This is a genomic window from Streptomyces sp. NPDC030862, from assembly GCF_055571835.1.
This window is the reverse complement of record NZ_JBVIEN010000002.1, coordinates 395558-417937: the sequence shown is the minus strand read 5'-3', so window position 1 is coordinate 417937 and position 22380 is coordinate 395558. Positions and strand designations below refer to the sequence as shown.

General features: G+C 68.2%; 27 protein-coding genes and 2 tRNA genes. 6 read left to right on the top strand and 23 right to left on the bottom strand.

Annotation, left to right across the window (positions count from 1 at the left end; translation table 11 throughout):
* Positions 1-162 precede the first annotated feature (162 nt).
* The 6 genes from thrB to ACZ42X_RS06155 form a co-directional block, all read right to left on the bottom strand.
* A complete protein-coding gene (gene thrB / locus ACZ42X_RS06180; RefSeq protein WP_468284792.1) occupies positions 163-1080 on the bottom strand; it encodes a homoserine kinase in 918 nt (305 codons plus the stop codon).
* A gap of 304 nt (positions 1081-1384) precedes the next feature.
* Complete coding sequence (gene thrC, locus ACZ42X_RS06175; RefSeq protein WP_468284790.1) at positions 1385-2449, bottom strand: threonine synthase; 1065 nt, start codon at positions 2447-2449, stop codon at positions 1385-1387.
* Positions 2450-2455: 6 nt separating this feature from the next.
* Positions 2456-3745: a homoserine dehydrogenase gene (locus ACZ42X_RS06170; RefSeq protein WP_468285619.1), complete on the bottom strand. Its 1290-nt coding sequence runs from the start codon at positions 3743-3745 to the stop codon at positions 2456-2458.
* A gap of 98 nt (positions 3746-3843) precedes the next feature.
* Positions 3844-5235, bottom strand: coding sequence for a diaminopimelate decarboxylase (gene lysA, locus ACZ42X_RS06165; protein ID WP_468284788.1), 1392 nt, complete (start codon positions 5233-5235; stop codon positions 3844-3846).
* A 15-nt stretch (positions 5236-5250) separates the two neighbouring features.
* Complete coding sequence (gene nrtL, locus ACZ42X_RS06160; protein WP_468284786.1) at positions 5251-6288, bottom strand: ArgS-related anticodon-binding protein NrtL; 1038 nt, start codon at positions 6286-6288, stop codon at positions 5251-5253.
* An 85-nt stretch (positions 6289-6373) separates the two neighbouring features.
* On the bottom strand, positions 6374-6874 hold the full coding sequence (locus ACZ42X_RS06155) for a response regulator (RefSeq protein ID WP_468284784.1): 501 nt from the start codon (positions 6872-6874) through the stop codon (positions 6374-6376).
* A gap of 106 nt (positions 6875-6980) precedes the next feature.
* Between ACZ42X_RS06155 and ACZ42X_RS06150 the strand changes: the two genes are divergently transcribed.
* Positions 6981-7052, top strand: a tRNA-Arg gene (locus ACZ42X_RS06150).
* Between the two features lie 214 nt (positions 7053-7266).
* On the opposite strand, the gene ACZ42X_RS06145 is transcribed toward ACZ42X_RS06150, so the two are convergent.
* The 14 genes from ACZ42X_RS06145 to ACZ42X_RS06080 all read right to left on the bottom strand — a co-directional run bounded on the left by ACZ42X_RS06145 (position 7267) and on the right by ACZ42X_RS06080 (position 15264).
* Positions 7267-8640, bottom strand: coding sequence for a tyrosine-type recombinase/integrase (locus ACZ42X_RS06145; RefSeq protein ID WP_468284782.1), 1374 nt, complete (start codon positions 8638-8640; stop codon positions 7267-7269).
* Positions 8637-8807 carry a helix-turn-helix transcriptional regulator gene (locus tag ACZ42X_RS06140; RefSeq protein ID WP_175438207.1) on the bottom strand — a complete coding sequence of 57 codons (171 nt, stop codon included), beginning with the start codon at positions 8805-8807 and terminating at the stop codon, positions 8637-8639. Before ACZ42X_RS06140 ends, ACZ42X_RS06145 begins: the two co-directional genes overlap by 4 nt.
* 16 nt (positions 8808-8823) lie before the next feature.
* Complete coding sequence (gene repSA, locus ACZ42X_RS06135) at positions 8824-10200, bottom strand: replication initiator protein RepSA (protein ID WP_468284780.1); 1377 nt, start codon at positions 10198-10200, stop codon at positions 8824-8826.
* On the bottom strand, positions 10197-10892 hold the full coding sequence (locus ACZ42X_RS06130; RefSeq protein ID WP_468284778.1) for a DNA methylase: 696 nt from the start codon (positions 10890-10892) through the stop codon (positions 10197-10199). The genes repSA and ACZ42X_RS06130 overlap by 4 nt, the downstream gene beginning before the upstream one ends.
* The gene (locus tag ACZ42X_RS06125) at positions 10892-11083 is read right to left on the bottom strand and encodes a hypothetical protein (RefSeq protein ID WP_133887370.1); all 192 of its coding nucleotides are present in this window, start codon (positions 11081-11083) and stop codon (positions 10892-10894) included. Before ACZ42X_RS06125 ends, ACZ42X_RS06130 begins: the two co-directional genes overlap by 1 nt.
* Before the next feature lie 5 nt (positions 11084-11088).
* Complete coding sequence (locus tag ACZ42X_RS06120; RefSeq protein ID WP_133887369.1) at positions 11089-11271, bottom strand: hypothetical protein; 183 nt, start codon at positions 11269-11271, stop codon at positions 11089-11091.
* A 93-nt stretch (positions 11272-11364) separates the two neighbouring features.
* Positions 11365-11910, bottom strand: a complete 546-nt coding sequence (locus ACZ42X_RS06115) for a GGDEF domain-containing protein (RefSeq protein WP_468284776.1) — start codon at positions 11908-11910, stop codon at positions 11365-11367.
* A 3-nt stretch (positions 11911-11913) separates the two neighbouring features.
* Positions 11914-12231 (bottom strand): SpdD-like protein, encoded by a 318-nt coding sequence (locus ACZ42X_RS06110; protein ID WP_133887367.1) that lies wholly within the window; start codon positions 12229-12231, stop codon positions 11914-11916.
* Between the two features lie 20 nt (positions 12232-12251).
* Positions 12252-12407, bottom strand: coding sequence for a hypothetical protein (locus ACZ42X_RS06105; protein ID WP_391393117.1), 156 nt, complete (start codon positions 12405-12407; stop codon positions 12252-12254).
* A gap of 9 nt (positions 12408-12416) precedes the next feature.
* Entirely contained in the window at positions 12417-12608 is a 192-nt protein-coding gene (locus ACZ42X_RS06100) for a mobile element transfer protein (RefSeq protein WP_007387681.1), read from the bottom strand.
* Between the two features lie 20 nt (positions 12609-12628).
* Positions 12629-13312: a DUF2637 domain-containing protein gene (locus tag ACZ42X_RS06095; RefSeq protein WP_391393119.1), complete on the bottom strand. Its 684-nt coding sequence runs from the start codon at positions 13310-13312 to the stop codon at positions 12629-12631.
* An 18-nt stretch (positions 13313-13330) separates the two neighbouring features.
* A complete protein-coding gene (locus tag ACZ42X_RS06090) occupies positions 13331-13528 on the bottom strand; it encodes a hypothetical protein (RefSeq protein WP_391393121.1) in 198 nt (65 codons plus the stop codon).
* A 20-nt stretch (positions 13529-13548) separates the two neighbouring features.
* Positions 13549-14904: an FtsK/SpoIIIE domain-containing protein gene (locus ACZ42X_RS06085; RefSeq protein WP_391393123.1), complete on the bottom strand. Its 1356-nt coding sequence runs from the start codon at positions 14902-14904 to the stop codon at positions 13549-13551.
* Positions 14905-14907: 3 nt separating this feature from the next.
* Positions 14908-15264, bottom strand: coding sequence for an SCO3933 family regulatory protein (locus ACZ42X_RS06080; RefSeq protein ID WP_133887363.1), 357 nt, complete (start codon positions 15262-15264; stop codon positions 14908-14910).
* Positions 15265-15420: 156 nt separating this feature from the next.
* On the opposite strand from ACZ42X_RS06080, the gene ACZ42X_RS06075 reads away from it, so the two are divergent.
* Positions 15421-16152 carry an XRE family transcriptional regulator gene (locus tag ACZ42X_RS06075; protein WP_359191875.1) on the top strand — a complete coding sequence of 244 codons (732 nt, stop codon included), beginning with the start codon at positions 15421-15423 and terminating at the stop codon, positions 16150-16152.
* 47 nt (positions 16153-16199) lie between these two features.
* The gene (locus ACZ42X_RS06070; RefSeq protein ID WP_359191878.1) at positions 16200-16670 is read left to right on the top strand and encodes an NUDIX hydrolase; all 471 of its coding nucleotides are present in this window, start codon (positions 16200-16202) and stop codon (positions 16668-16670) included.
* Here the strand turns inward: ACZ42X_RS06070 and ACZ42X_RS06065 are convergent.
* Complete coding sequence (locus tag ACZ42X_RS06065; RefSeq protein WP_468284770.1) at positions 16658-17218, bottom strand: HDIG domain-containing metalloprotein; 561 nt, start codon at positions 17216-17218, stop codon at positions 16658-16660. The genes ACZ42X_RS06070 and ACZ42X_RS06065 overlap by 13 nt on opposite strands.
* 495 nt (positions 17219-17713) lie before the next feature.
* On the bottom strand, positions 17714-17962 hold the full coding sequence (locus ACZ42X_RS06060; RefSeq protein ID WP_468285615.1) for an HNH endonuclease signature motif containing protein: 249 nt from the start codon (positions 17960-17962) through the stop codon (positions 17714-17716).
* 1253 nt (positions 17963-19215) lie between these two features.
* On the opposite strand from ACZ42X_RS06060, the gene ACZ42X_RS06055 reads away from it, so the two are divergent.
* Both ACZ42X_RS06055 and ACZ42X_RS06050 read left to right on the top strand, forming a co-directional pair.
* Positions 19216-20529 (top strand): DNA cytosine methyltransferase, encoded by a 1314-nt coding sequence (locus ACZ42X_RS06055; protein WP_468284768.1) that lies wholly within the window; start codon positions 19216-19218, stop codon positions 20527-20529.
* A gap of 127 nt (positions 20530-20656) precedes the next feature.
* Positions 20657-21445 carry a hypothetical protein gene (locus ACZ42X_RS06050; RefSeq protein WP_468284766.1) on the top strand — a complete coding sequence of 263 codons (789 nt, stop codon included), beginning with the start codon at positions 20657-20659 and terminating at the stop codon, positions 21443-21445.
* A 275-nt stretch (positions 21446-21720) separates the two neighbouring features.
* On the opposite strand, the gene ACZ42X_RS06045 is transcribed toward ACZ42X_RS06050, so the two are convergent.
* Positions 21721-21951 carry a hypothetical protein gene (locus ACZ42X_RS06045; RefSeq protein ID WP_468285613.1) on the bottom strand — a complete coding sequence of 77 codons (231 nt, stop codon included), beginning with the start codon at positions 21949-21951 and terminating at the stop codon, positions 21721-21723.
* A 189-nt stretch (positions 21952-22140) separates the two neighbouring features.
* Between ACZ42X_RS06045 and ACZ42X_RS06040 the strand changes: the two genes are divergently transcribed.
* Positions 22141-22223, top strand: a tRNA-Arg gene (locus ACZ42X_RS06040).
* Positions 22224-22380: the final 157 nt, after the last annotated feature.

Sequence of the window (22380 nt, the reverse complement as noted above, 5' to 3'; positions counted from 1 at the left end):
CTGCTCAGGCAGTGGAGGAGGCTCCCGGAAGAATGGTGGTCCCGGAAGGGGACACTCAGCACCGCGCCACAAAGACGTCGGGTGCAGACTTGAGGTTAACACTACCGGCTCCAACAAACATTCCCCCTCTCCAACACCGGCAATCCGTGTTCCGGCGGAGACCTACGGCGCGAGCGGCAGCACGCTCGCACCGGAGAGGTCGAGGGCGAGCCGGTTGGCCGCCCAGCCCTCGCCCGCCAGGAGCGCGACCTTCTCCGCCGCGCCGTCCTCGGCCAGCGCGAGCACCGTGGGGCCCGCACCGGAGATGACCGCGGGGACGCCGTCCGCGCGCAGTCGGTTCACAAGCGCGATGCTCTCGGGCATCGCGGGGGCCCGGTACTCCTGGTGGAGCCGGTCCTCGGTGGCCGCGAGCAGCAGCTCCGGGCGCCGGGTCAGCGCCTCGACGAGCAGGGCCGCGCGGCCGGCGTTGGCCGCGGCGTCCACATGGGGGACGGTGCGCGGCAGCAGGCCGCGGGCGGTCTCGGTGAGCACCGGCTTTCCGGGGACGAAAACCACCGGAACGATGGACCGCGACGGCTCCATCCTGATCGCGCGGGCGGCGCCCCCCTCGGTCCAGGCGAGCGTGAAGCCGCCGAGCAGACAGGCGGCGACGTTGTCGGGGTGGCCCTCGATCTCGGTGGCGAGCTCCAGCAGCGCCGCGTCGTCGAGCTTGGCGTCGCCGCCTATGGTCACCGCGCGGGCGGCGACGATGCCGGCGCAGATGGCGGCCGAGGAGGAGCCGAGGCCCCGGCCGTGCGGGATGCGGTTGGCGCAGACGACCTCGAGGCCGCGGGGCTGCCCGCCGAGCAGGTCGAAGGCCGTGCGCAGGGAGCGTACGAGCAGGTGGCTCTCATCGCGCGGGAGCGAGTCGGCGCCCTCGCCGGCGATGTCGATGTGCAGCCCGGAGTCGGCGACCCGGACGACGACGTCGTCGTACAGCCCCAGCGACAGGCCGAGGGCGTCGAAGCCCGGGCCGAGGTTGGCGCTGGTGGCGGGGACGCGCACCCGGACGGCGGCGGCGCGGAACGCGGGACCGGCCATCGCTCGATGACTCTCCTTGACTCTGACGACGGGGGTTGTACGAGGTGGTTGTACGAGGTGTACGCAAGACCCGGGGGCCGTATCGGTGTCAACGGCATCAGTACCGCGGCATATGCGGAGGCATACGCGACGGGGTGGGTTCGGTACAGCCTATCGAAGGAAGGTTCTGTGGCGACATAGGGCGCACAGGAGGCGCACGATGCGTGTCGCGAGCCGTCCTGTGCTCCTGTGTCCACTGCCGCCTGATGTGCGGCTTTTCCCCGCACGGTCGCTTCGATCGCGCGGGGAGTCGCCGACCGGCGGGTTACGCGAGGCCGAGCCGCTCGGCGGCCGCGGCCGCGTCGACGGGGACGGTGACCGGCTGGGGCGCTCCGGCGACCGCCCAGTCGGGGTCCTTCAGGCCGTTGCCGGTGACCGTGCAGACGATCGTCTGGCCCGGGTCGACCTTGCCCTGCTCGGCGGCCTTCAGCAGGCCGGCCACGGAGGCGGCCGACGCCGGCTCGACGAAGACGCCCTCCTGGGAGGCCAACAGGCGGTAGGCCCGCAGGATCTCACGGTCCGTCACCTCGTCGATGAAGCCGCCGGACTCGTCGCGGGCGGCGATCGCGTAGTCCCACGAGGCCGGGTTGCCGATCCGGATCGCGGTGGCGATGGTCGACGGGTCCTTGACGACCTGACCGCGCACGAGCGGCGCGGAGCCGGAGGCCTGGAAGCCCCACATGCGCGGCCGGCGGGTGGCGAGGGCGTCCGCCGCGTACTCGGTGTAACCCTTCCAGTACGCGGTGATGTTGCCGGCGTTGCCGACGGGCAGGACGTGGATGTCGGGGGCGTCGCCCAGCATGTCCACGATCTCGAACGCGGCGGTCTTCTGGCCCTCGATGCGGACCGGGTTGACCGAATTGACCAGCGCGACCGGGTAGTTGTCGGAGAGCGCGCGGGCGAGGTCCAGGCAGTCGTCGAAGTTGCCGTCGACCTGGAGGATCTTCGCGCCGTGGACCAGCGCCTGGCCCATCTTGCCGAGGGCGATCTTGCCCTGCGGCACGAGGACGGCGGAGACCATCCCGGCGCGCACGGCGTACGCGGCGGCGGAGGCCGACGTGTTGCCGGTGGAGGCGCAGATGACGGCCTGCGCGCCCTCCTCCTTGGCCCGGGTGATGGCCATGGTCATGCCCCGGTCCTTGAAGGAGCCGGTGGGGTTGGCGCCCTCGACCTTGAGGTGTACGTCGCAGCCGGTGCGCTCGGAGAGGACCTGGGCCGGGACGAGCGGCGTACCGCCCTCACGGAGCGTGACGACGGGCGTCGTGTCCGTGACCGGAAGGCGGTCCCGGTACTCCTCGATGATGCCGCGCCACTGGTGGGTCCTGGTCATGGGTCCTTACTCCCCTTCAACACGCATGATGCTGGCGACACCGCGCACGGTGTCGAGCTTGCGCAGCGCCTCGACGGTCCCGGAGAGGGCGGCGTCGGGCGCGCGGTGGGTGACGACGACGAGGGAGGCCTCGCCGTCCTTGCCCGTCTGGCGGACGGTGTCGATCGACACGCCGTGCTCGGCGAAGACCGTCGCGACCTGGGCGAGGACGCCCGGCTTGTCGGCCACGTCGAGGCTGATGTGGTACCGCGTCACCACGTCGCCCATGGGGCTCACGGGCAGCTGGGTGTACGCGGACTCGCCGGGCCCCGTCGCGTCGTTGAGGCGGTTGCGGCAGACGGCGACGAGGTCGCCGAGGACGGCGGACGCGGTCGGCGAGCCGCCGGCACCGGGTCCGTAGAACATGAGCTGCCCGGCGGCGTCGGCCTCGACGAAGACGGCGTTGTACGCGCCGCGGACGGAGGCCAGCGGGTGGCTGAGCGGGATCATGGCCGGGTGCACGCGCGCGGTGACGGACCCGCCGTCGGCGGCGCGCTCGCAGATGGCGAGCAGCTTGATGGTGCAGCCCATGCGCTTTGCGGAGGCGAAGTCGGCGGCGGTGACCTCGGTCATGCCCTCGCGGTAGACGTCGTCGAGGCGCACCCGCGTGTGGAAGGCGATCCCGGCGAGGATGGCGGCCTTGGCGGCGGCGTCGAAGCCCTCGACGTCGGCGGTCGGGTCGGCTTCGGCGTACCCGAGGGCCGTGGCCTCGTCCAGTGCCTCGGAGTACCCGGCGCCAGAGGTGTCCATCTTGTCGAGGATGAAGTTGGTCGTGCCGTTGACGATGCCGAGCACCCGGTTGACCTTGTCGCCGGCGAGGGACTCGCGCAGCGGCCGGATGAGCGGGATGGCGCCGGCGACGGCGGCCTCGTAGTACAGGTCGCGGCCGTGCTGCTCGGCGGCGGCGTACAGGCTCTGTCCGTCCTGGGCGAGGAGCGCCTTGTTGGCCGAGACGACGGAGGCACCGTGCTCGAAGGCGGTGGTGATGAGCGTACGGGCGGGCTCGACGCCCCCGATGACCTCGACGACGACGTCGATGTCGCCCCGTTTGACCAGGGCCATCGCGTCGGTGGTGATGAGCTCGGGGGCGATGCCCGCACGCACCTTGGAGGGCCGGCGGACGGCGACCCCGGCGAGCTCGACCGGGGCGCCGATGCGCGCGGCGAGGTCGTCGGCGTGCGTCGTCATGATGCGCGCCACCTCTGAGCCGACCACTCCACAGCCCAGCAGCGCCACCTTCAGCGGACGCGTACGCATCATCCGACCTCACTTCTCATACTTCTACGGTGTGGACCAGTCTCACTCACCGGACGGAAGTTTCTCCCTTCCGTCCGGATTATGAGACGTCTATTTCATCAGCCGACATCGAGACGCAGGAGATCTTCCTCCGTCTCACGCCGGACGATCACCCGCGCCTCACCGTCGCGGACCGCGACGACGGGCGGGCGAAGTGCGTGGTTGTAGTTGCTGGCCATGGAGCGGCAGTACGCCCCGGTGGCCGGTACGGCGATCAGGTCGCCCGGCGCGACGTCCGCGGGGAGGAACGCGTCCTTCACCACGATGTCACCACTTTCACAGTGCTTGCCCACCACGCGGCTCAGCATCGGCTCGGCGTCGCTCGTCCGGGACACCAGCGCCACGGTGTACTCGGCGTCGTACAGGGCGGTGCGGATGTTGTCCGACATGCCGCCGTCGACGCTCACGTACGTCCGCAGCCCCTCGAGCGGCTTGACCGTGCCGACCTCGTACAGCGTGAAGGCGGTGGGGCCGACGATGGCGCGTCCGGGCTCGACGGAGATGCGGGGGGTGGCGAGACCCGCCGCCTCGCACTCCCTCGTCACGATCTCGGTGAGCGCCTTGGCGATCTCGTGCGGCTCGCGGGGGTCGTCCTCGGAGGTGTACGCGATGCCGAGCCCGCCGCCGAGGTCGATCTCGGGCAGCTCGACGCCGTGCTCGTCGCGGACCTCCTTGAGCAGGCCGATCACGCGGCGGGCGGCCACCTCGAAGCCGGAGGTGTCGAAGATCTGCGACCCGATGTGCGAGTGGATGCCGATGAGCTCGAGGCCGTCGAGCTTCAGCGCCCGCCGTACGGCTTCGGCGGCCTGCCCGCCGGCGAGCGCGATGCCGAACTTCTGGTCCTCGTGGGCGGTGGCGATGAACTCGTGGGTGTGCGCCTCGACGCCGACGGTGACCCGGATCTGGACCTTCTGCCGGACGCCGAGGGACTGGGCGATGTGGGCCACGCGCACGATCTCCTGGAAGGAGTCGAGGACGATCCGCCCGACACCGGCACGGATGGCGCGGTCGATCTCCTCCACGGACTTGTTGTTCCCGTGGAAGGCGATGCGCTCGGCGGGCATCCCGGCGTCGAGGGCGGTGGTGAGCTCGCCGCCCGAGCACACGTCGAGGTTGAGCCCCTCCTCCTTGAGCCACCGGACGATGGCGCGGGACAGGAACGCCTTCCCGGCGTAGAAGACGTCGGCCTCGGCGCCGAAGGCGTCGGCCCAGGCGCGGCAGCGGGCGCGGAAGTCGGTCTCGTCGAGGAAGTAGGCGGGGGTGCCGTACTCCTCGGCGAGGGTGGTGACGGGAATGCCGCCGACCGTCAGCACACCCTCGTCATCCCGGGCGACGGTCCGGGACCACACCTTGGCGTCGAGGCGGTTGAGGTCGGCGGGCGGAGCGGTGTAGTGCCCCTCGGGCAGGACGTCGGCGTGGCGGGGCCCGGCGGGGTGTGCGGAACGGCTCATGTCTCTCTCACAAAGTCACAAGTAGTCGGGAGCGCTGATGCCGAGCAGTGCCAGGCCGCCGGCCAGCACCGTCCCGGCGGCTTCGGCGAGGGCGAGCCGGGAGCGGTGGGCGGCCGAGGGTTTCTCGTCGCCGAGGGGGAGCACGGTGTGCTGGAACCCCAGGAACGCGTCGGCGGTGGCCTCCAGGTGCCGGGCGACCCGATCGGGGGCGCGGTGGCGTGCGGCGGCTTCGAGGACGGCGGGGCGGTCGCCGAGGGCGGTGAGGAGGCGGCCGGCGTCGACGTCCTCCTCGTACGCGGCGGTGATGCCGAGCTGCGCGGCGTTGCGCAGCAGGGCGCGGGCGCGGGCGTGCGCGTACCGCACGGTGAAGAGGGGGTTGGCCTCGGTCTGCGGGAGTACGTCGCGCGCTTCGAGGGCGCGGTCGTGCGCGGCGGGCCGCAGCAGCGCCCAGCGGGCGGCGTCGCGCCCGAGGGCGTACACGTCGTAGGTGACGGGTACGGGCGCGAACCGGATGCCGCCGGGGGCGTCGGTGTTTGGGGCGTCGACACGCACGCCGAGCGCGGCCCAGGCGGGGTCGACGGCGTCGCAGCCGACGCGGACGCGCGCGCCTTGGGCGGTCTGGAGGCGGGCCACGACCTGGGTGACGACGGCGGCCCGCACCTCCCGCAGGTGGTGGTACTGCAGGATCTGCCCGGCCATGGAGCTGCCGTGGCCGTAGCGGTCCCCGTGCTCGCGCACGCGGGCGATCAGCTGCGCGTGGCTGTCGCCCCGCAGGGTGAAGTTCAGGAACCCGGGCCCGGTGATCTCCACGGCCTCGATGCCGGGGGCCCCGGCGAGCCGGTCCCGCAGGATCTCCGCGACCCGGCGGGCGGGCAGCCTGGCGACCCCGGCCAACTGGAGGGCGGCGCTGGTCGCGTAATCCCCTCTACCGCCAGGGCGGGGCCGCTCGACCTTGACGCGCTCGGGGAGGGGGGCCTCCACCCGCAGGGCACCGTCACCGACCGCGCGGCGCACGGCGTGCAGCACGGTGAGGGAAAGATCTGCGGGGGTCACGGGACAAGCGTATGGGAGGAGGGGGGTGGGCACGCGAACCGGTTTCGCGATGCGGGCAGAGGGGGGAGGAGGCAGGGCTTGTGCCTCACCCCCAGGGGGTCCCGCTCCCGGTCCCCGACCCGGTCCCGGCATGGCCGGCGCCGCGGCGGCCCTCGGGGTCGCGCTCCATGAGCTGCCGCACGAGCCGTACGAGGTCGGCGGGCTCGAAGGGCTTCGCCAGGAACGCGTCCACCCCGGCGGCGAGCCCGCCGTCCATCTCGTGCTGCGTGCAGGCACTGATGATCGCCACCGGTAGGTGCCCGGTCCGCGGATCCTCCCGGAGCCGCGCGGCGGTCCGCAGCCCGTCGAGGCGCGGCATGACGACGTCGAGCGTCACGACATCGGGGCAGACCCGATGCACGACATCCAGACACTCGGCACCATCGGCCGCGGTCACGACCTCGAAGCCCTCAAGCTCGAGATTGACCCTGATCAGCTGCCGGATGACCCTGTTGTCGTCCACGACGAGCACCCGGCCGGACACGCCTGACACAACTCGAGAGTAGGTCGCGATCCAGCCCTGCGTCCGGGTTTTCCCCACTTCCACCCCTCACGGGCGACAGCCCGCGTGTCGCCCTCCGGAAATACCTGTTCACAGGCACCGCCCGGGAGCTGGTAGGGTTCTACCCGTCGCCGCCGATCACGGCGGACACGCCCCCGTAGCTCAGGGGATAGAGCAACGGCCTCCGGAGCCGTGTGCGCAGGTTCGAATCCTGCCGGGGGCACCGTGGATTAGGTGCCCAAAGACCCCGTCACCAGCGGAGACGCTGAGGCCGGGGTCTTCGCGTATGTGCAGCCGTATGTCGCTCGGAGCGGGCGTATGTCGGGGTCTGTGGACGAGGCGTGGACGGGATCTTGAAGCGTTGTCCCAGGTGAGCCGCCGAAAACGACGAGGCCCCTGGACAGGATGCCAGGGGCCTCGGGCACGACCGGGTGGTGTCAGTCGTACTCGCGGAGCAGATCCTCGATGCGCCGGTTGGCGACGTCCTGCCGCCCGTCGAGGCACTTCGCATAGCGGGTGAGCAGGACCTCAACGCTGTTGCCGGCCCGCTCGGCCACCTCGGTCGGGTCGACGCCCGCGTTGAGCCACGTCGACAGCGCCGAGTGCCGAAGGTCGTACGGCCGACTCGCGAGCGGCGAGGCAGCGACGGCCGGCGGAAGCGCGAGGAGTCGGGCCTCCTGCCACACGCGGTAGTAGGTCGAGGACGGGACGACCGCGCCCTTCTCGCTGAAGAACAGTCGCCCGTCGTCCGCGGTGCCGAAGGTCGCCAGGTGCTCGCGGAGCACAGCGACGAGGTGCGGCGGGATGGGTACCCGCCGAACATCCTCGGTGGGTCGATTCTTCAGCCCGCGGTCGTCGTGGGTCTCCCCCGAGTCGGTCCACTGCTTGCCGGCGGACGGGCGGGTCCGGTGGAGCAGTGCCGAACCCCAGCCGTGTTCGGGGAGCTTCAGATCAGTCTCGACGAGGCCGACCGCTTCCGCCGGGCGGAGACCACCGAAGTACATGGCGGCGAACAGACCCACGAGCCGACGACCACGAGCACGCCGGTACCCACCGACGTAAGAGACGGCCGCCAGGAGGTTCCGCGCCTGCTCCGGATTGGCGACCACCCGCGGATCGACCTGGTTGGATACCTTCGGTTTCTGCCAGCGAACGGCCGTGATCGGGTTCTCCCGCAGCTCCCCCAGGTCGACTGCGTAGTTCGCAGCATTGACGAGGGTCCGGCGCTTGCGTCGCACAGTTTCCGCCGCTGCGGCTGTTCCGTCGAGCTTGAGTTTCAGCGCGTCGAGCACTGCGCGAGCCGTGGCGGGTTCGGCGAGATCAGTGAGCGGCCGAGACGCTTTGGACACCCAATGGAGAACGTTCCGCACGTCGTCCGGGACTTCGCGGTCGTTCGGCGCCGGCAGCACGAAAGCCCAGTTGCGGAGTGCCCTGCGGATCGTCTCGTCGGACGGCCTACCAGGGTGCTCACCGAGAAGCTGCATGGTCACACTGGTGAGCGATTCGTTGATGCCGTCGCGCGTGTTGGGGGCGGCATGCGGCCACTTCATGGCGAGGTACCGAAGTGCGAAAACGTACCAAGACACGGCCGACTTCGTCTCTTTCATCGACGCCGGGAGGCCGGACCCCGTGTCGAACTCCTCGCCATCACGCATCGCACGCATGAGCTTGGCTCGATAGTGGTCTGCGAGCGCCTTCGTGCGGAAAGACTCCGAGAACACGTTGCCAGCCACTGACCAGCGCACTCCGTAGGACGGCGTCTTTGTGTCCCGCTTACGGACGCTCCAGACCTTTACGTCGAGAGACTTCACGCGGCGGTCTCCAGCTGCCGCAGCCAGGTCCGGAAGTCGCTCCGCCACACTCGCAATTCCCCATTGGGCAGCTTGAATGCAGCCGGCCCCTGCCCGAGCTCACGCCATCGGTAGAACGTCCGCCGGGAGACTCCCCCGAGTTCGTCAAGGATCTGCGGAACGGTCATCAGCTCGTCTTTCACGTCAGGCTCCTTCCAGGGCTGCGAGTTCTTCGCGGGCGATTTGGCGGTTGAGCTGGAGATCTCGGGCGATGGTGGCGGCGAGGACGGATTCACCGGGGGTGTGGCCGTGGCCGGCGTACTGCCAATCGGTGAGTACGAGAACGGTGTCCGGCTCGCGGTCGTCCAGGGCGAGGGCGGCGTGCTCCTGGGTGGCGCGGTAGTCGGCGCGGGCCTGGCGGAGGGCGCCGAGGGTGGTCGAGTAGCGGCGGCTCTTGCTGGAGAAGTGGCCGCGGAAACCGAGCATGTGAGCCCAGGCCCACAGGCGCCGGTCGGGGTAGAGCGGATCGAGCTGCTTGCACGCGGCGATGAGGCGGCGAGCGTGGTCGGGGACGCCGTGGCGGTCCAGTTCGGACAGCTCCCCCACCCGGCGGTCCAGGGTGCCGGTGTTCTCAGCCGCTTTGGTGGCGTACTTCGCGACGTAGGAGGCGACGGCCTGTTCGGTGATGTCGGAACCGTCCCCGAACGCCTTCACCGGCCGCACGTCGAGCTGTGTGCCCCACCGAAAGGTGCGGGCCGGCTGGTCGGCGGCGGCCGGGACCGAGACGGACGTGTAGGAGTGTGCGGCGGCGGCGCGGATCGCGTCGGAGAGAAGGTCGACCGTGGCCCAGGACGGCGGCGGGGTGCCCGGGCCGTCAGGTCCGTCGATGCGGATCACGGCGTGGAAGTGCACGGCACCGCGCTTCTGGAACTCGGCGACCTTGCCATACGACAGTCGGGCGCACTCCTTCAGCTCGCGTTGGGTGAAGCCAGCGCGGGCGGCGATCTCGCGGCGCAGGCGGTTAGTGAAACGCTGCCAGAGCTGCCCGGCGTAGTTGTTGAACAGCACGGCGCCCACGTAGTCGTACGTGCTCGAATCGAGGGCGGTGCCCAACTCCGGGGCGTCCGGGGTGTGGCGGGTGCCGCAGCGGCAGGTGCCGCGGTCGGGCCGGTTGTGGACCGGGCCGAACGACGGGGCGGTGAGGGTGGCGAAGACCCGCGGGTGATCCCGGACGGTGGCGGGGATGTCGCGGCGGTCGTCTCCGGCGAGCCCGGCACGGATGAGGTGGTAGGTGTCGCCGGCGTAGGTCCAGGCGCAGGAGAGGCAGCGGGAGGCACGGCGGTTGCCGCAGGCGAGGCGGAGCCGGCCGCCGGGTTCGTCGGCGGTGGTGTAGTGGTGCAGGGTTTCGCCGGTGGTCTTGTCCTTGTAGATCGTCCAGCCGGTCAGGTGGATTGGGTCGGAGCAGCCGCCGGTGCGCTTGATCTGGTCTTGCCAGCGGTCGAAGCCCGGGGACCCGGCCACCCGCAGCAGATCGCCGAGGGTGGTCGGGTCCAGGCCCGCCAAGGTGGCGGAGTCGGTCACGCGAAGACCTCCTGTCGAGCCGTCAGGAAGGCGTGCCCGATCCAGCGGGTGTAGGCGGGCGGGATGGCTTCGGTGAGTTCTTCGCGGTCGTCGGTCCAGGTGATGCCCATGGCGGTCTGCATCTCGGGGACGGTGGCTTTACCGCCGCCCTTGCCGTACGCGGCGACGTAGGGGCCGGTGCGGTGGACGCCGTGGCGGTGGCCGCGCACGTAGCCCCGGTGCCGCGGATGAGCCGGCTGCGCGGTGGCCCAGCGGCCCAGTTCGAAGTTGCGGTGACGCAGGACGCCCAGGCCGAACATTTCCCCACACAGGGACAGGTCTTTGCGGATGTCCGCCCGTCCGTTGGGCTGTTCCAGCACGTACGGCAGGCCCGTGGCGTCGAGGAGAGCCCGGATCGGCGCTACCAGGTCGACATGGGTGCCGCCCCAGCCCTGGGAGGCGTTGGTGCCGACGGTGAGGGCGCAGCCGGCCTGGCAGGGCGGGGAAGCGTGCACGAGGGAGTACCGCTCGATGTCGCCCGTGGTGATCAGGTGGGCGAGGTAGTCGAGGGCGTCGCCCTGGTGGTAGGCGAAGGGGTAGCGGGGGCGGTCGGCGATGTCACAGCCGTCGACCAGGAACCCGGCACGGTGGTAACCCATGGCGGCCCCGCCGGCGCAAGAGAACAGGTCCAGGACCCGAGGCAGGGCGGTCATCACTTGCCCCCTCGATGGGCGGCCCCGTGGTTGGCCTCCCAGCCCTGCACGAGTCCCTGCACCTGTGCGTCACCGGTGGCGGAGGCGGAGGCGCCGCAGTGGCAGACGGCGGAGCCGGTGGCGGGAGCGTCCGGGGAGGGCTTGCTGATGTGCAAGCCGGGACTGGCCTGCGTCGGGGTGAGGTCTCCCACGGCGGTCACCTCCCCGCGCGAGTGAGGGAGGCGACGGGGACCGTGTGGCCGGTGCCCTTGCAGGTCGAGCAGGTGACGCGGAGGGTGGCGCGGGTGCCGTCGGGGTGGCGGGTGCCGGTGGTGATGGCGACGGTGGCGAAGCCGTCGCAGTCGCGGCAGACGCGCTTGTTCTGGGCGTGCTGGGGCATGATGGGGCTTGCCTTTCGGGTCCGTTGGATCTGGATGGGTGTAGGCGCCCGGAGCGGCGGAAGTTTGGCGACCGAGGCCGCTCCGGGGGCCGTTCAGTTGTGGACGTTGCGCCTTCCGTGGCCCTTGGCCGCGTACATGCCGGCGTCGGCCGCGGACAGCGCGTCGGTGAGGGCGGGGACCGGCAGGTCGGCGCGGTGGCAGAGACCGACCGAAGCGGAGACCGGCAGAAGGTGACCGTCGAAGGCGACAGGTCGGCCGAGGGCGGCTTGCAGCGCGGTCGTGCCGGGGGTGCGGGCGGGGTCGGTGACGATGGCGGTGAATTCGTCTCCGCCGAGGCGGGCGGCGATGCCGTGGCCGGCGCACCAGTCACGCAGTCGGCGGGCGGTCGCGGTGAGGACGGCGTCACCGGCGGCGTGTCCGTGCGTGTCGTTGATGGCCTTGAAATCGTCGAGGTCGATCAGGACGACGAGCGCGGCCGGGTTCCTGGCGAGCAGGTGTTCGGCGCGAGTGGTGAAGCCGGCTCGGGTGTGCAGGCCGGTGAGCGGGTCGCGGCGGGCGGTGGACAGGCGGCGCAGGAGAAGACTGCCGTGCAGGGCCCAGCCGAGGCCCGGTAAGGCGGCGGCGATCACGGTTTCCATGGCTCACCGTCCCTTGTGCATGTCGTTGACGAGCAGGCGCAGGACGACGGCGACCAGGGCGACGGAGACGCCGGTGATGGCGACCGCCAGGAGCATGGAGACCAGGACCGCGCCGACTACGAGGACCACGGCGGTACCGCCGCCGACGAGAGCGAGGGCGGTGCCGGGCTTGACCTGGATCGTGGGTCGGGACGGAGCGGGGGCGGTCGGGGCTTGCGGTGCGGTCGGGGTGCCGGGAGTGATCGTGGTCGGTTCGATGACGGTGGGCGGGGTGACGATGCCGGTGGGCTGGGGCATGGTCGGGAGCTTGGGCCGGAACATGAACGTTGCTCCTTCCTGGGTTACTTGAGGGCGGTGTCGATGACCGGGGCGAGGATGCTGTCGGCGAGGAGGAACCCGCCGAGCAGGAGCACGCCGATGAGCCACCAGGGCGGGCGGATGAGCTTGACGCCGAGGACTCCGACGACCAGCAGGGCGAACCAGAGCGGGACGTCCATGGCGGCCTCCTAGCGGACCTTGCAGCGGTGGGTGCGGGCGGCGAGCTGGGCGGCGGACTGGCTGGTGTAGTCGGCGGACCAGCCGCAGCCGTCCGAGCTGCACACGGCGGCGTGCTTGGTCTGGCCGTGGCGGTCGCGGTGGGTGCCGATCTGCACCGGTCCGATCCGCATCACGGAGTGGAAGAAGTCGCGGGCAGGCATGGCGGTGATCTCCTCTCGGGTCAGGCGAGTTGGGCGGCGATGGCGTCGGCCATGTGCGGCGGGACGCCAAGACGTGCGCGAAGGGTGTCGGTGTCGATCCGGGCGCCGGTGCGCTGCTCGTGGTCGGCGGCGACCTTGCGGGCGTGGTCGACCAGCGCGGCCGGGACCGGGACGGCCGGCGGCGGTACCGGGGCCGGGTCAGCGGGCGGGAGAGCCGGGGTGCGGTCGGCGGAGTCGACCGGTTCCGGGGTCGGTTCAGCAGCGGGGGCCGGGGCAGATTCCGCCTCGGGCACGGGCTCCGGGTCCGAGGTGGCGGGTGCCGTCGGGGGCGAGGAGCGGTCGGCGGGTGAGTGGACGAGGAGGGTGCCGCCCATGAAGGCCAGGGCAGGCCAGGCGGCGACGAGGATGCGCAGCCAGGCCGGGACGTTGGTCAGGTCGAGGAGTCCGGCGGTGGCGACGTTGGCGCCGAGCGAGGCGATCAGGGCGATCAGGAACCAGCACCAGGCCAGCCGAGACGGTCCGTCGGCACGCAGTCGGCGCCAGGCCGCGACCAGGAGCAGATCGACGGAGACCGGGTAGGCCCAGGCCTTCCAGCCGTCCTGCCCGGCAGCCGCGGCGAGGTCGTGCAGGTGAGCGAAGGACAGGGCGCCAGCGATGACGGCTTGCACCAGGACGGCATCCACGCGGAACACGGTGCGGGGCATGGTGTCCTCCCTTCCTGGTCAGTCGGTGGCGTGGCCGGTGCCCCAGCAGGTGAGGCACAGGGCGGTTTGGTGGTCGTCGGTCACACGGCCCTTGCGGGCGCCGACGCGGACGGTTTCGCGGGTCTCGCCCTTGCCGTCGCAGTCGGGGCACTTCGCGGGTTCCGGCGCCGGCGGCGTGTTCCTGCGGCGGGTGGTGGGCTTCTTCGCGGTGGGCATGGGATGCCTCCCGGGCGGGGTCAGGCGGCGGCCGGGGCCGACTCGACAGCCGGGGCCGGAACCGGTGCGAGGGCGCCGAGGGCGGGCCGGAACGGCGCGAGGGCGGGCAGGTCCGGGGTCAGGTCGGCGTGCCGGTTGCAGACGTTCACGGCCTGCCGCAGCGAGGTGTGCGGGGCGCGGATGCGGGCCCAGCCGCCGGACGAGTCACCGGTGACAGCGACGCCGGGCGTGTCGGTGGGAATCTGGATCGCGGCCACAACGGCATCCGGGGCGATGTCGCCGAAGGCCATGTTCGCCGACGATTCATCGTTGACCCGGTGCGCGGTCCGGCCGGTGAGCTGGGCACGGAGCATCGTGATGCCCTTGCCGAGTTCGGATCCGAAACGCTGCCCGCAGATCTCCAGGTAGACGCCGGCGGCACGGCCGAGCTGAGCGAGCCGGGCGAGCGCGGTGATGATCCGATCGCGGCGCTTCTCGTCGTCCCTGGTGGCAAAGAGGGCGAGTTCGGCGACCTCGTCGACCAGGACCACGATCGGCACCGGGCGCAGGTCTTCGGGCAGGTCCCAGATGTCGGCGGCGATCTCGGCATCCGGCACGTCGGCGGTGATCCGTTGGTGAGACCGGATGAGCTGATACACGTCCTGCATGTGGGACACGAGGGCGTCGAGGAGTTCGGCGGCGGTGTCGGGGTTGTCGGCGAGCGCGGAGAACCGGCGGGCCAGCGGGAACAGCTCCACGCCCTGCTTGCAGTCGATGCCGACCAGGGCGACCCGTTGCGGCGCGAGCGCGGCCACGAGGGTGCGCTGATAGACCGACTTGCCGGACTCCGTGGCCCCGAGGGTCAGCCCGTGCGGGACCGTGCGGTAGTCCCGGTAGTGCACGGCCCCGTCCTCGCGCAGGGCAACCGGGACCCGCATCGGCCGGGTGTCGACGTGCGCCGGCATTTGCACCCGCTTGAGCACGTCGTAACCGGTCATCCGCAGCTCAACCACACCCGAGCGCAGCTCACGGGAGGTGACGCCGTACACGGCGAACGAGTGCCGCAGCCGGTCACACGACGCCGCCACGTCGAAGGCGTCCTGACCGGGCCGCAGCTTGAGCCGCAGCACCAGACCGGTACGGGTCACCCGCACCCGCAGGACGCGCGGGGCACGAGGGCCGGGAATCGGCCGGTTGGTCATCCGGGCCAGGGTCAGGCGCCAGCGCGGGGCCGGGACCGTGAGCCCGCAGGCATCCATGACCGAGCCGTAGCGGACCAGGACCCGCAGAGCGGCGAGGGTGACCCCGAAGGTCAGCCAGTACCAGGCGGGGCGCCGCCACCGCAGGAGACCCGCAGCGGCGACGACCAGCACTAGAGCGACGATCAGCCACGTCATGGCTCAGGCCGCCTTCGAGGACGAGGCGCCGGCGGCGAGGGAGGTCACGGCGACCGCGCGGAAGGCGATGCCGTGGCGCTTCTGGCCGTTGAACTCGTTCTCCCACGGCCGGGCGATGAGCCCCGTCAGCGCGACCGGGGTGCCCATCATCAAGTCACCGGAGATGCCGGACTCGGGGACGGTCACGGACAGGATCTCGACCTCACCGTTGGCCGCGAACATCACGTCCACGGTCGACAGCGCGGCGCCGGTCTCGGCGTCCATCGCACGCTCGCCGGTACGGCGGTCCTTCACCTTCGGCTGGGGGGACTGGGCCACCATCACGGTGGCGGTGGAGGTGTCGACGGGAATCTGACGCATCGTCTGTTCTCCTGATCTAACGAGAGTTGAGCCGCCATCCGGCGGTGAGATCAGGAGACCGCGAGAGGTGGTGGACGCATCACGGTCCGTATGGACGTTTGGGGACGTCTGAGCTATCGTCAAAACGTCCCTACGGCGTCCGTGGAAGGACACGTCATGGCGAACGAGCGTCTGCGCGCGGCGATTTCAGCGAAGGGCGAGACGATCCAGTCCGTGGCACAGCACGTCGGGGTGGACCCCAAGAGCGTGGAACGGTGGATCACAACGGACCGCACGCCGCACAGGGGACATCGTTGGAAGGCCGCGAGTTTCCTGGGCGTCGACGAGGTCTACATCTGGCCCGGCGTTCAGAAGCAAGCCGAGTCGGCGAGCACTTCCGAGCTGATCACGTACTACCCGCATCGTGGGGCAGTGCCAGCCACACTGTGGTCATCGCTGATCGAGAAGGCGCGGGACCACGTAGACATCCTCGTGTACGCGGGACTGTTCCTCTTCGACAGCCACCCGGACCTCCCAGACCTGTTGGCAGAGAAAGCGAAGGCCGGCGGGCAGGTTCGCATCCTGCTCGGTGACCCGAACTCGGAGATGGTCCGCCAACGCGGCGAGGAGGAGGGCATCGGTGACGATCTCGCCGCCCGCGCCAGGATCACCCGGCGATACCTCGAACCGGCACTTACGACGCCGGGCGTCGACGTCCGGCTTCACGACACGATCCTCTACAACTCGATCTACCGGTTCGACGACGACGTGTTGGTGAACCCGCACGTACTCGGAGCGCCCGCGGGGCAGAACCCGGTGCTGCACTTCCGCTACATCCCGGGAGCCCGGACCTTTCGGCACTACATGCGGAGTTTCGACTACGCATGGGAGCGCGGCCGGCCCGAGTAGGCAGCCACGGCACGCGACCACCTCACGGAGCGTGCAAGGCTTGGGACATGGCCCGAGTCGACTACTTCAACGATCCGAACGCCCCGAAGGCGAACAGCATCGTTCCGTCCGTCACCGCAGTGGCGCTCAACGATGCCGGCGAAGTCTTGCTGATCCACAAGACGGACAACAACCTGTGGGCGCTCCCCGGCGGTGGCGTGGACGTCGGCGAGTCAGCGCCCGATGCTGCCGTGCGCGAAACCAAGGAAGAGACCGGCTTCGACGTCGAGGTGACGGGACTGGTCGGCATCTACACCAACCCGGCGCACGTCATGGCGTACGACGATGGCGAGGTGCGCCAACAGTTCTCGATCTGCTTCCGCGCCCGCATCGTGGGCGGCGAACTGCGTACGAGCAGCGAGAGCAAGGAAGTGGCGTTCGTCCACCCCAGCCAACTGGACGGCCTCAACATCCACCCGTCGATGCGGATGCGGATCGACCGCGGGCTGACCGATAACCCCGATCCCTACGTCGGCTGACCAGCGAGGCGAGAGCGCGTCCGCTCAACGGCAGCCCCGAGGTACGGACGCGCCTTGCTAATCGCGTTGTGCACTTCACTGCCCGGCTCGTACCGCACCAGGATCTCGTCAATCCGGTGATCGAAGTCGAAGGACTGTCCGGCCGGCCCAGTCGTCATGTCCGCGTAGATCAGCGCGTCGAGGACGGGAGAGTCCTCCCGCTCATACGCGTCAAGCGCAGCAGACAGGCCGCGCTGTTCAGCCTCGTACACGGCCCCAGAGTGATGGGCAACGAGGCGGACGAGCCGAGAGGGCGCCCCGAGGGCTTCCAGGTGACGAGCACCATCGAGCGGGTGGAATCCCGTGTCCCGCAGCTCCGGGGCGTAGCCGATGTCGTGCAGCCAGGCAGCGGCGACCAGCAGATCACGGTCCTCTTGGGACACAGCCGCGGATGCCTCGCTTGCCCTGGCCGCCACCGCCTGAGTGTGCAGCCAGCGGTTCCCAAGCGGCGGCAAGAGCGACTCAGCCAGTTCAGCCGCGCCGTGAGGCGTGTCCAGTCCAGAGGGCATAGACCGCACGGTAGCCCAGATCAACGCGTTGCCGACACCCCGGGATCAGCCGCTCAGGCATGGCGCGGTAAGAGTTTCCCTACATCATCAAGGGCTCGCTTCGCTCGCCGTTGCTCCCGGCCTCCTGAACTGCAAGCAGTCCGATCACAGATCGGAGGTGCCGCGCACAGCGCGGCGGCGCCGGCCGGTCGCCGTCGCGCCGCCCCTCCTTGCCTTCGTCACCGGGGCCGCGCGCCGTCGCCCGTCCGCGCCCACAAGGGGGCGAAGACCAGGCCGGGGTAAGGGTGAGACGGCCCAGCCGAGGTCAGAACACCGTCGTGGCTGGGGCGGTCGGCTCCACGGCTTTAGGCAGCCACTTTGGCGCGAGCCTCGAAGATCATGGCCCCAACGTCGTGCTTTACCGGGCAGGTCCACAGACTGCCCGACGCGCCGGAAGCTTACGGGGCCATGATCACTCGCGCCAAAGCAGCTCCAGCCCAAAGCCGCTCCACCGACCTAGGCGATCACCTCGCCACCCTTCCTGGCACTAAGCAATCCTTCCAAGTACCGAACGCGGTCTTCAAGTTCCTCTATTCGCTTGATGTAAGCGTTCCTCTCCAGCATCTCCGCTATATTCTCCCGCTGAGTGACCAGCTGAAGGTGTTCCGGGTTAAAGCAAGCAGGCTTTGCGCACTTATGATGCACGGGAAACCCTAGAGTGGGACCGCAAAATTCTTCATACGCAAGAACGTGCAGAAGCTTCATTTTTCCGCCGCTCGTGTTTACTTGCCGATACCCATTGGGGCCGGTGGAAGTCACCTCCCAGCAACCATCTGCGGTGACCACGCTCTTGTGGTCCCGGTACCATTCGACCCTCGCGCGATTATTCAACCCGGTAGCTTGGGGGACCAAGTCGCTCAGCTCTCGACCTTTACCGGTCTGGGCATAATGGCCCGAGCACAGACCCATTGAACGGCTCGGCTTGCTGCACACCCACCCGTCCCCGCGCGCGCTACACGTTCCAGTATTTGACCTTCTCACGCGAAGCGGCTTCAGCGATTGCCCGAGCCTCTGTTGCCTGTAATGCGCACTGCAAAAACCAAGCGATTTTTCCGGCTGTTCACACTTCCACTCTTCACCCGACGCCTTACACGTGCCCTTTTTTTCTAGGGGTGGTGATCTCCTTCAGGCCTCTACCCAGCCTATCTTGTCGGTAATGCAAATCACAGAACCCATTGGCAACCACATCTCGCAAGCATGTCCACCCGTCACCCCCTGCTCGGCATTTGAGACTCTCGCCATGAATCCTGATAGGTGAGAGCGGCTTCCCCTTCCTGTTCTGCCGGTAGTGCCCGAGGCAAAAAGGTTGTTTCCCGTAGCAGTACCGATCACACGACCAGCCGACTCCCTCAGCTTGGCAGATGGATGCAGTCCCCATCTCAACTCCTCCTCGGACGGCTCGATTGAACGACCTACGTCAACCAGATCCTCCGCAGGCTAGCGGCCATCCCTGACAGAGCCTGGGAGCGAGTCGGGGGCCGCTGCCCTTCGCTACAGGCGCTCTCACCGCCCCTCCCTGCCATCGTTGACATCCGCCGCAAGACGTCAGCCCCAACCCCCACGCGCGGATCCCAGCGGTGCTCCGCAGCAAGCGTTGCCTGCCGCCACCTTGCAGCCCGAAGCTTGGGCCGTAAAAGGGGCCCATGGTGACAGATGTCTACAGCTACCGGCAGCCCAGCAGCAGTTAGTGCGTTGATCGATAAGGCGGCAGCACATCACCGTGGCCAAACAGAGACCCTGGGCATCGCGACGTGTCGGCCGCTGAGGGGCTGAAGCTCTGGCGTTACAGTCACGCAACACAGATGCGGAACCCACTGCGCCGAGGTGACCACACACAGTGACGCCAGCTACCCAGTCCACCGTGGGCGGCAGCAGGCACAGATTTCATCTTCTCGACCATGAAGCTCAGTAGCTGACCTAAGATGTCCCCTGCACCAGATCCCAGGAGGACACACTCAGTGGCCACGGCAACACAAGCATTCGTATCGCTCTTCACCGGTGCAGGTGGTTTGGACCTGGGCTTGGAAGCAGCCGGCTGGCGCCCCCTCGCCCAGATTGAGTGTGACGCCGACGCCGTTGGCACGCTACGACTGGCGGCTGAGCGACGCGCAGCCGCGGACGCCGACGCTCAACCCACCCTCATCATTCCGAAGCGGATCGAAGAGCAATCGCCGCAGGAGCTTCGTAAGCAACTTGGCCTCAAAAAAGGCGAGTTGCCCCTTATTGCAGGTGGGCCGCCGTGCCAGCCGTTTACAACTCATGGACTCCGTCAGGCCTTGACCGACCGTCGCGCCGTCGAGGTGTGGCCCACCTACTTGCAGTACGTCGACGAGTTCTCCCCCAAAGCACTGCTCATTGAGAACGTCGACGGGCTGTTGTCAGCAGCGCTGCAGCACCGGCCACTGAAGCTGAGGAACGCCGATGCCGGAGAGCTCAGCTTTGACGAGCGTAAGGGATCCTTCCTCCACTGGCTGTTGAACGAGCTAGCCGACCGTGGCTACACCACAACGTGGGGGTTGGCAGAAGCCGCCGATTACGGGGTTCCCCAAATGCGGCAGCGCTCCATCATCATCGGCGTCAAGGGAAAGACTCCCTGCTATCTCCCCGCACCTCAGTACGGGCAGCCGGGACTTCCACCTGTCAAGACGCTGAAAGAAGCCCTGGGCGATATCGAAGAACTTGGCCCCGTTCAGCCTCTAAGTTCCCGAAAAACTGCTGTTTACGAGAAAATTCCAGCAGGCGGAAACTGGCGCGACCTTCCCAAGGAAATGCAAATCAGCACCATGGGAAAGGCATATGAGGCAACAGGGGGCAAAAGTGGTTGGTGGCGTCGGCTGTCTTGGGACAGTCCTACACCCACCATTTTGGGCATGCCGGATCACTCTTCCACTGCCCTCATCCATCCGGACGAGACCCGGTGCCTGTCGGTAAACGAGTGCGCAGCCGCTCAGAGCTTTCCATCTGGGACGCGTTTCGCAGGGAAGCCACGATCCCAGTACCAACAGATCGGCAATGCGGTACCACCACTCCTCGGAGCTGCCCTCGGTCGGCACATCTCTGACTTCCTGGTGACTCGTAAGGACTCGAAGCCCTCACCTCCTGACTGGCGAAAGACATCCGCTAATCGTCGTATCGGCACTCACGGCTGGGTAATTCCAGACAAGGAAAACGGCCACAAATTCACACTGAACGTCAAGATCCGGCCAGATCACGTATGGTTCACACTCAATAACAAGGATATTGATAGTGACACCCTCTTTGCCATCATCTGATCTCGCAATCGCCGCTAACGTAAGGAATGTAAGCGGGATATCGGAGGATCAGGGAGGGCCCTCTAACGCCCACATAGTTGCCGGCGTCAAAGGGTTCGCGGGACAGTTCAACTACTGGTACATTCGCGTGATCGGCAAGGCTATTCCTAAGTACAGGAATACCATCATCGGCCGTATTAATCCCTTCGTTCGACGTGTCGAGTTTGGCGGTATGGACGTCACCGCCTGCAGTGATCGCCTTGTCGAAGACTATGCTCGCAGGAACTTCGTCACGGCCGGCGGCTGGGCCCTTGAGGCCATGGCAATCGACGGAAGCCCGACGGCTCAGAAGTCCGCAACCCCTGGTGTCGACGCGCAACGCGTAGATCCGCTGACCGGCGACTATCACCTGTACGCACTCAAAAGCGGTACCGTCACGCGGAATTCAGACATCATCGCGTCAATCAAGCAGAACGGCAGAAAAGCAGAAAAGCTTATCCGACAGAACCGCTCTAGCGGCGCCGTCCATCTGAACTACTCAGTCCTCACAGGAAAAGGCGAGTCCACCTTTGAGGACGGCGTACATCGGCCTTCGTCAGCAGAGACGTGGTCACAGATGTTCGACCTTCCTCAAGACCAGGCCCTGGAACTCGCGCTGGCCATCGCTGCTGAAGCCGGCAAGCTGGTGCGCCATGACGCATCCGTGCACATCAACGCCCTCAGACTGTTGGTTGCGACCTACCTTCAAACAGAGGAAGGTTCAGACCAGATGGACTGGGAGTTCATCGCTCGCCGCACCATGCAGCCAAAGTCGGCATGGAAGGATGAGGACTCAGAGCGCCATAAGCGCGCCCTGGCAGCTCTGAACGCCTCCGGATACGAGCCCTACTCCGAAGACAATGAGGACGCAGCAGGCCCTGAGTCCGAGGCCGATTAGTTAGTCCGATCGAGTCACCAGATCCCCAGCGCAGGGTGATACCACCACGTTAAGGGGATCTGGTGCGGGTTGTCATAAGACGCCGTTCCTCCGCCTGAACTTCTCAATCAGCGTCGACTAGATCCTCTATTTTTGCGTCGTTCCATCACCAGAGCGCTAACGCGTTCAGCGGCGATCGAAGGATCTTCATGCTCCCAGACGCGAATTACCAGCCATCCCGCGTCTGCCAGGCGACGATTTGTGTCAGCGTCCCGGTCTCGATTCTTCCTCACCTTCTATGCCCAGAAACTACTGTTTGTCGCCGCGAGTGAGTGATGTTCAGGACAGCCGTGCCAGAAGCAGCCGTCGAGAAATACAGCTACTTTACATCGGGTAAACACTAGGTCGGCGGTCCGCCGGAGGCTGGGCAGTGGACGAACGCCAACGCGATACCGGAGTCCACGTGCGTGGATAGCTCGCCTCAGGGCAAGCTCCGGGCGCGTATCCCGACTGCGGTTGCCCTGCATCCGGACCCGCACGTCAGCGCTCGATGCCCACGGCTCGTAGGGACGGCTCATCTCGATACCCTACGCACAACCGCCGTCGGGGGTGTTGCAATCTCGATAGCAGCCTGCTGCTGGTAGGACACGCTCCGGAGGTCAGCGGCCTCCCAGTTCTCGGACCATCTGTGGACCAAAGGGCCCTACAGTTCGCATGCCGTGTCTCCGACGTGCAGAAACACTCTTTCGGGAACCGGCCTCCGGAGCCGTGTGCGCAGGTTCGAATCCTGCCGGGGGCACAGAAGCCGGAACAGCGTGATCATCCCGCTGACCTGCGGAAGTGCCAGACATTGAGAGCCGGACCCAGTCCCACTGGGTCCGGCTCTTTGTCGTTGTGTGTCACTGATCGCGAGTGAGTTGCGAGTGAGACGTGCGGTCGATACCAGACTCCCCGCG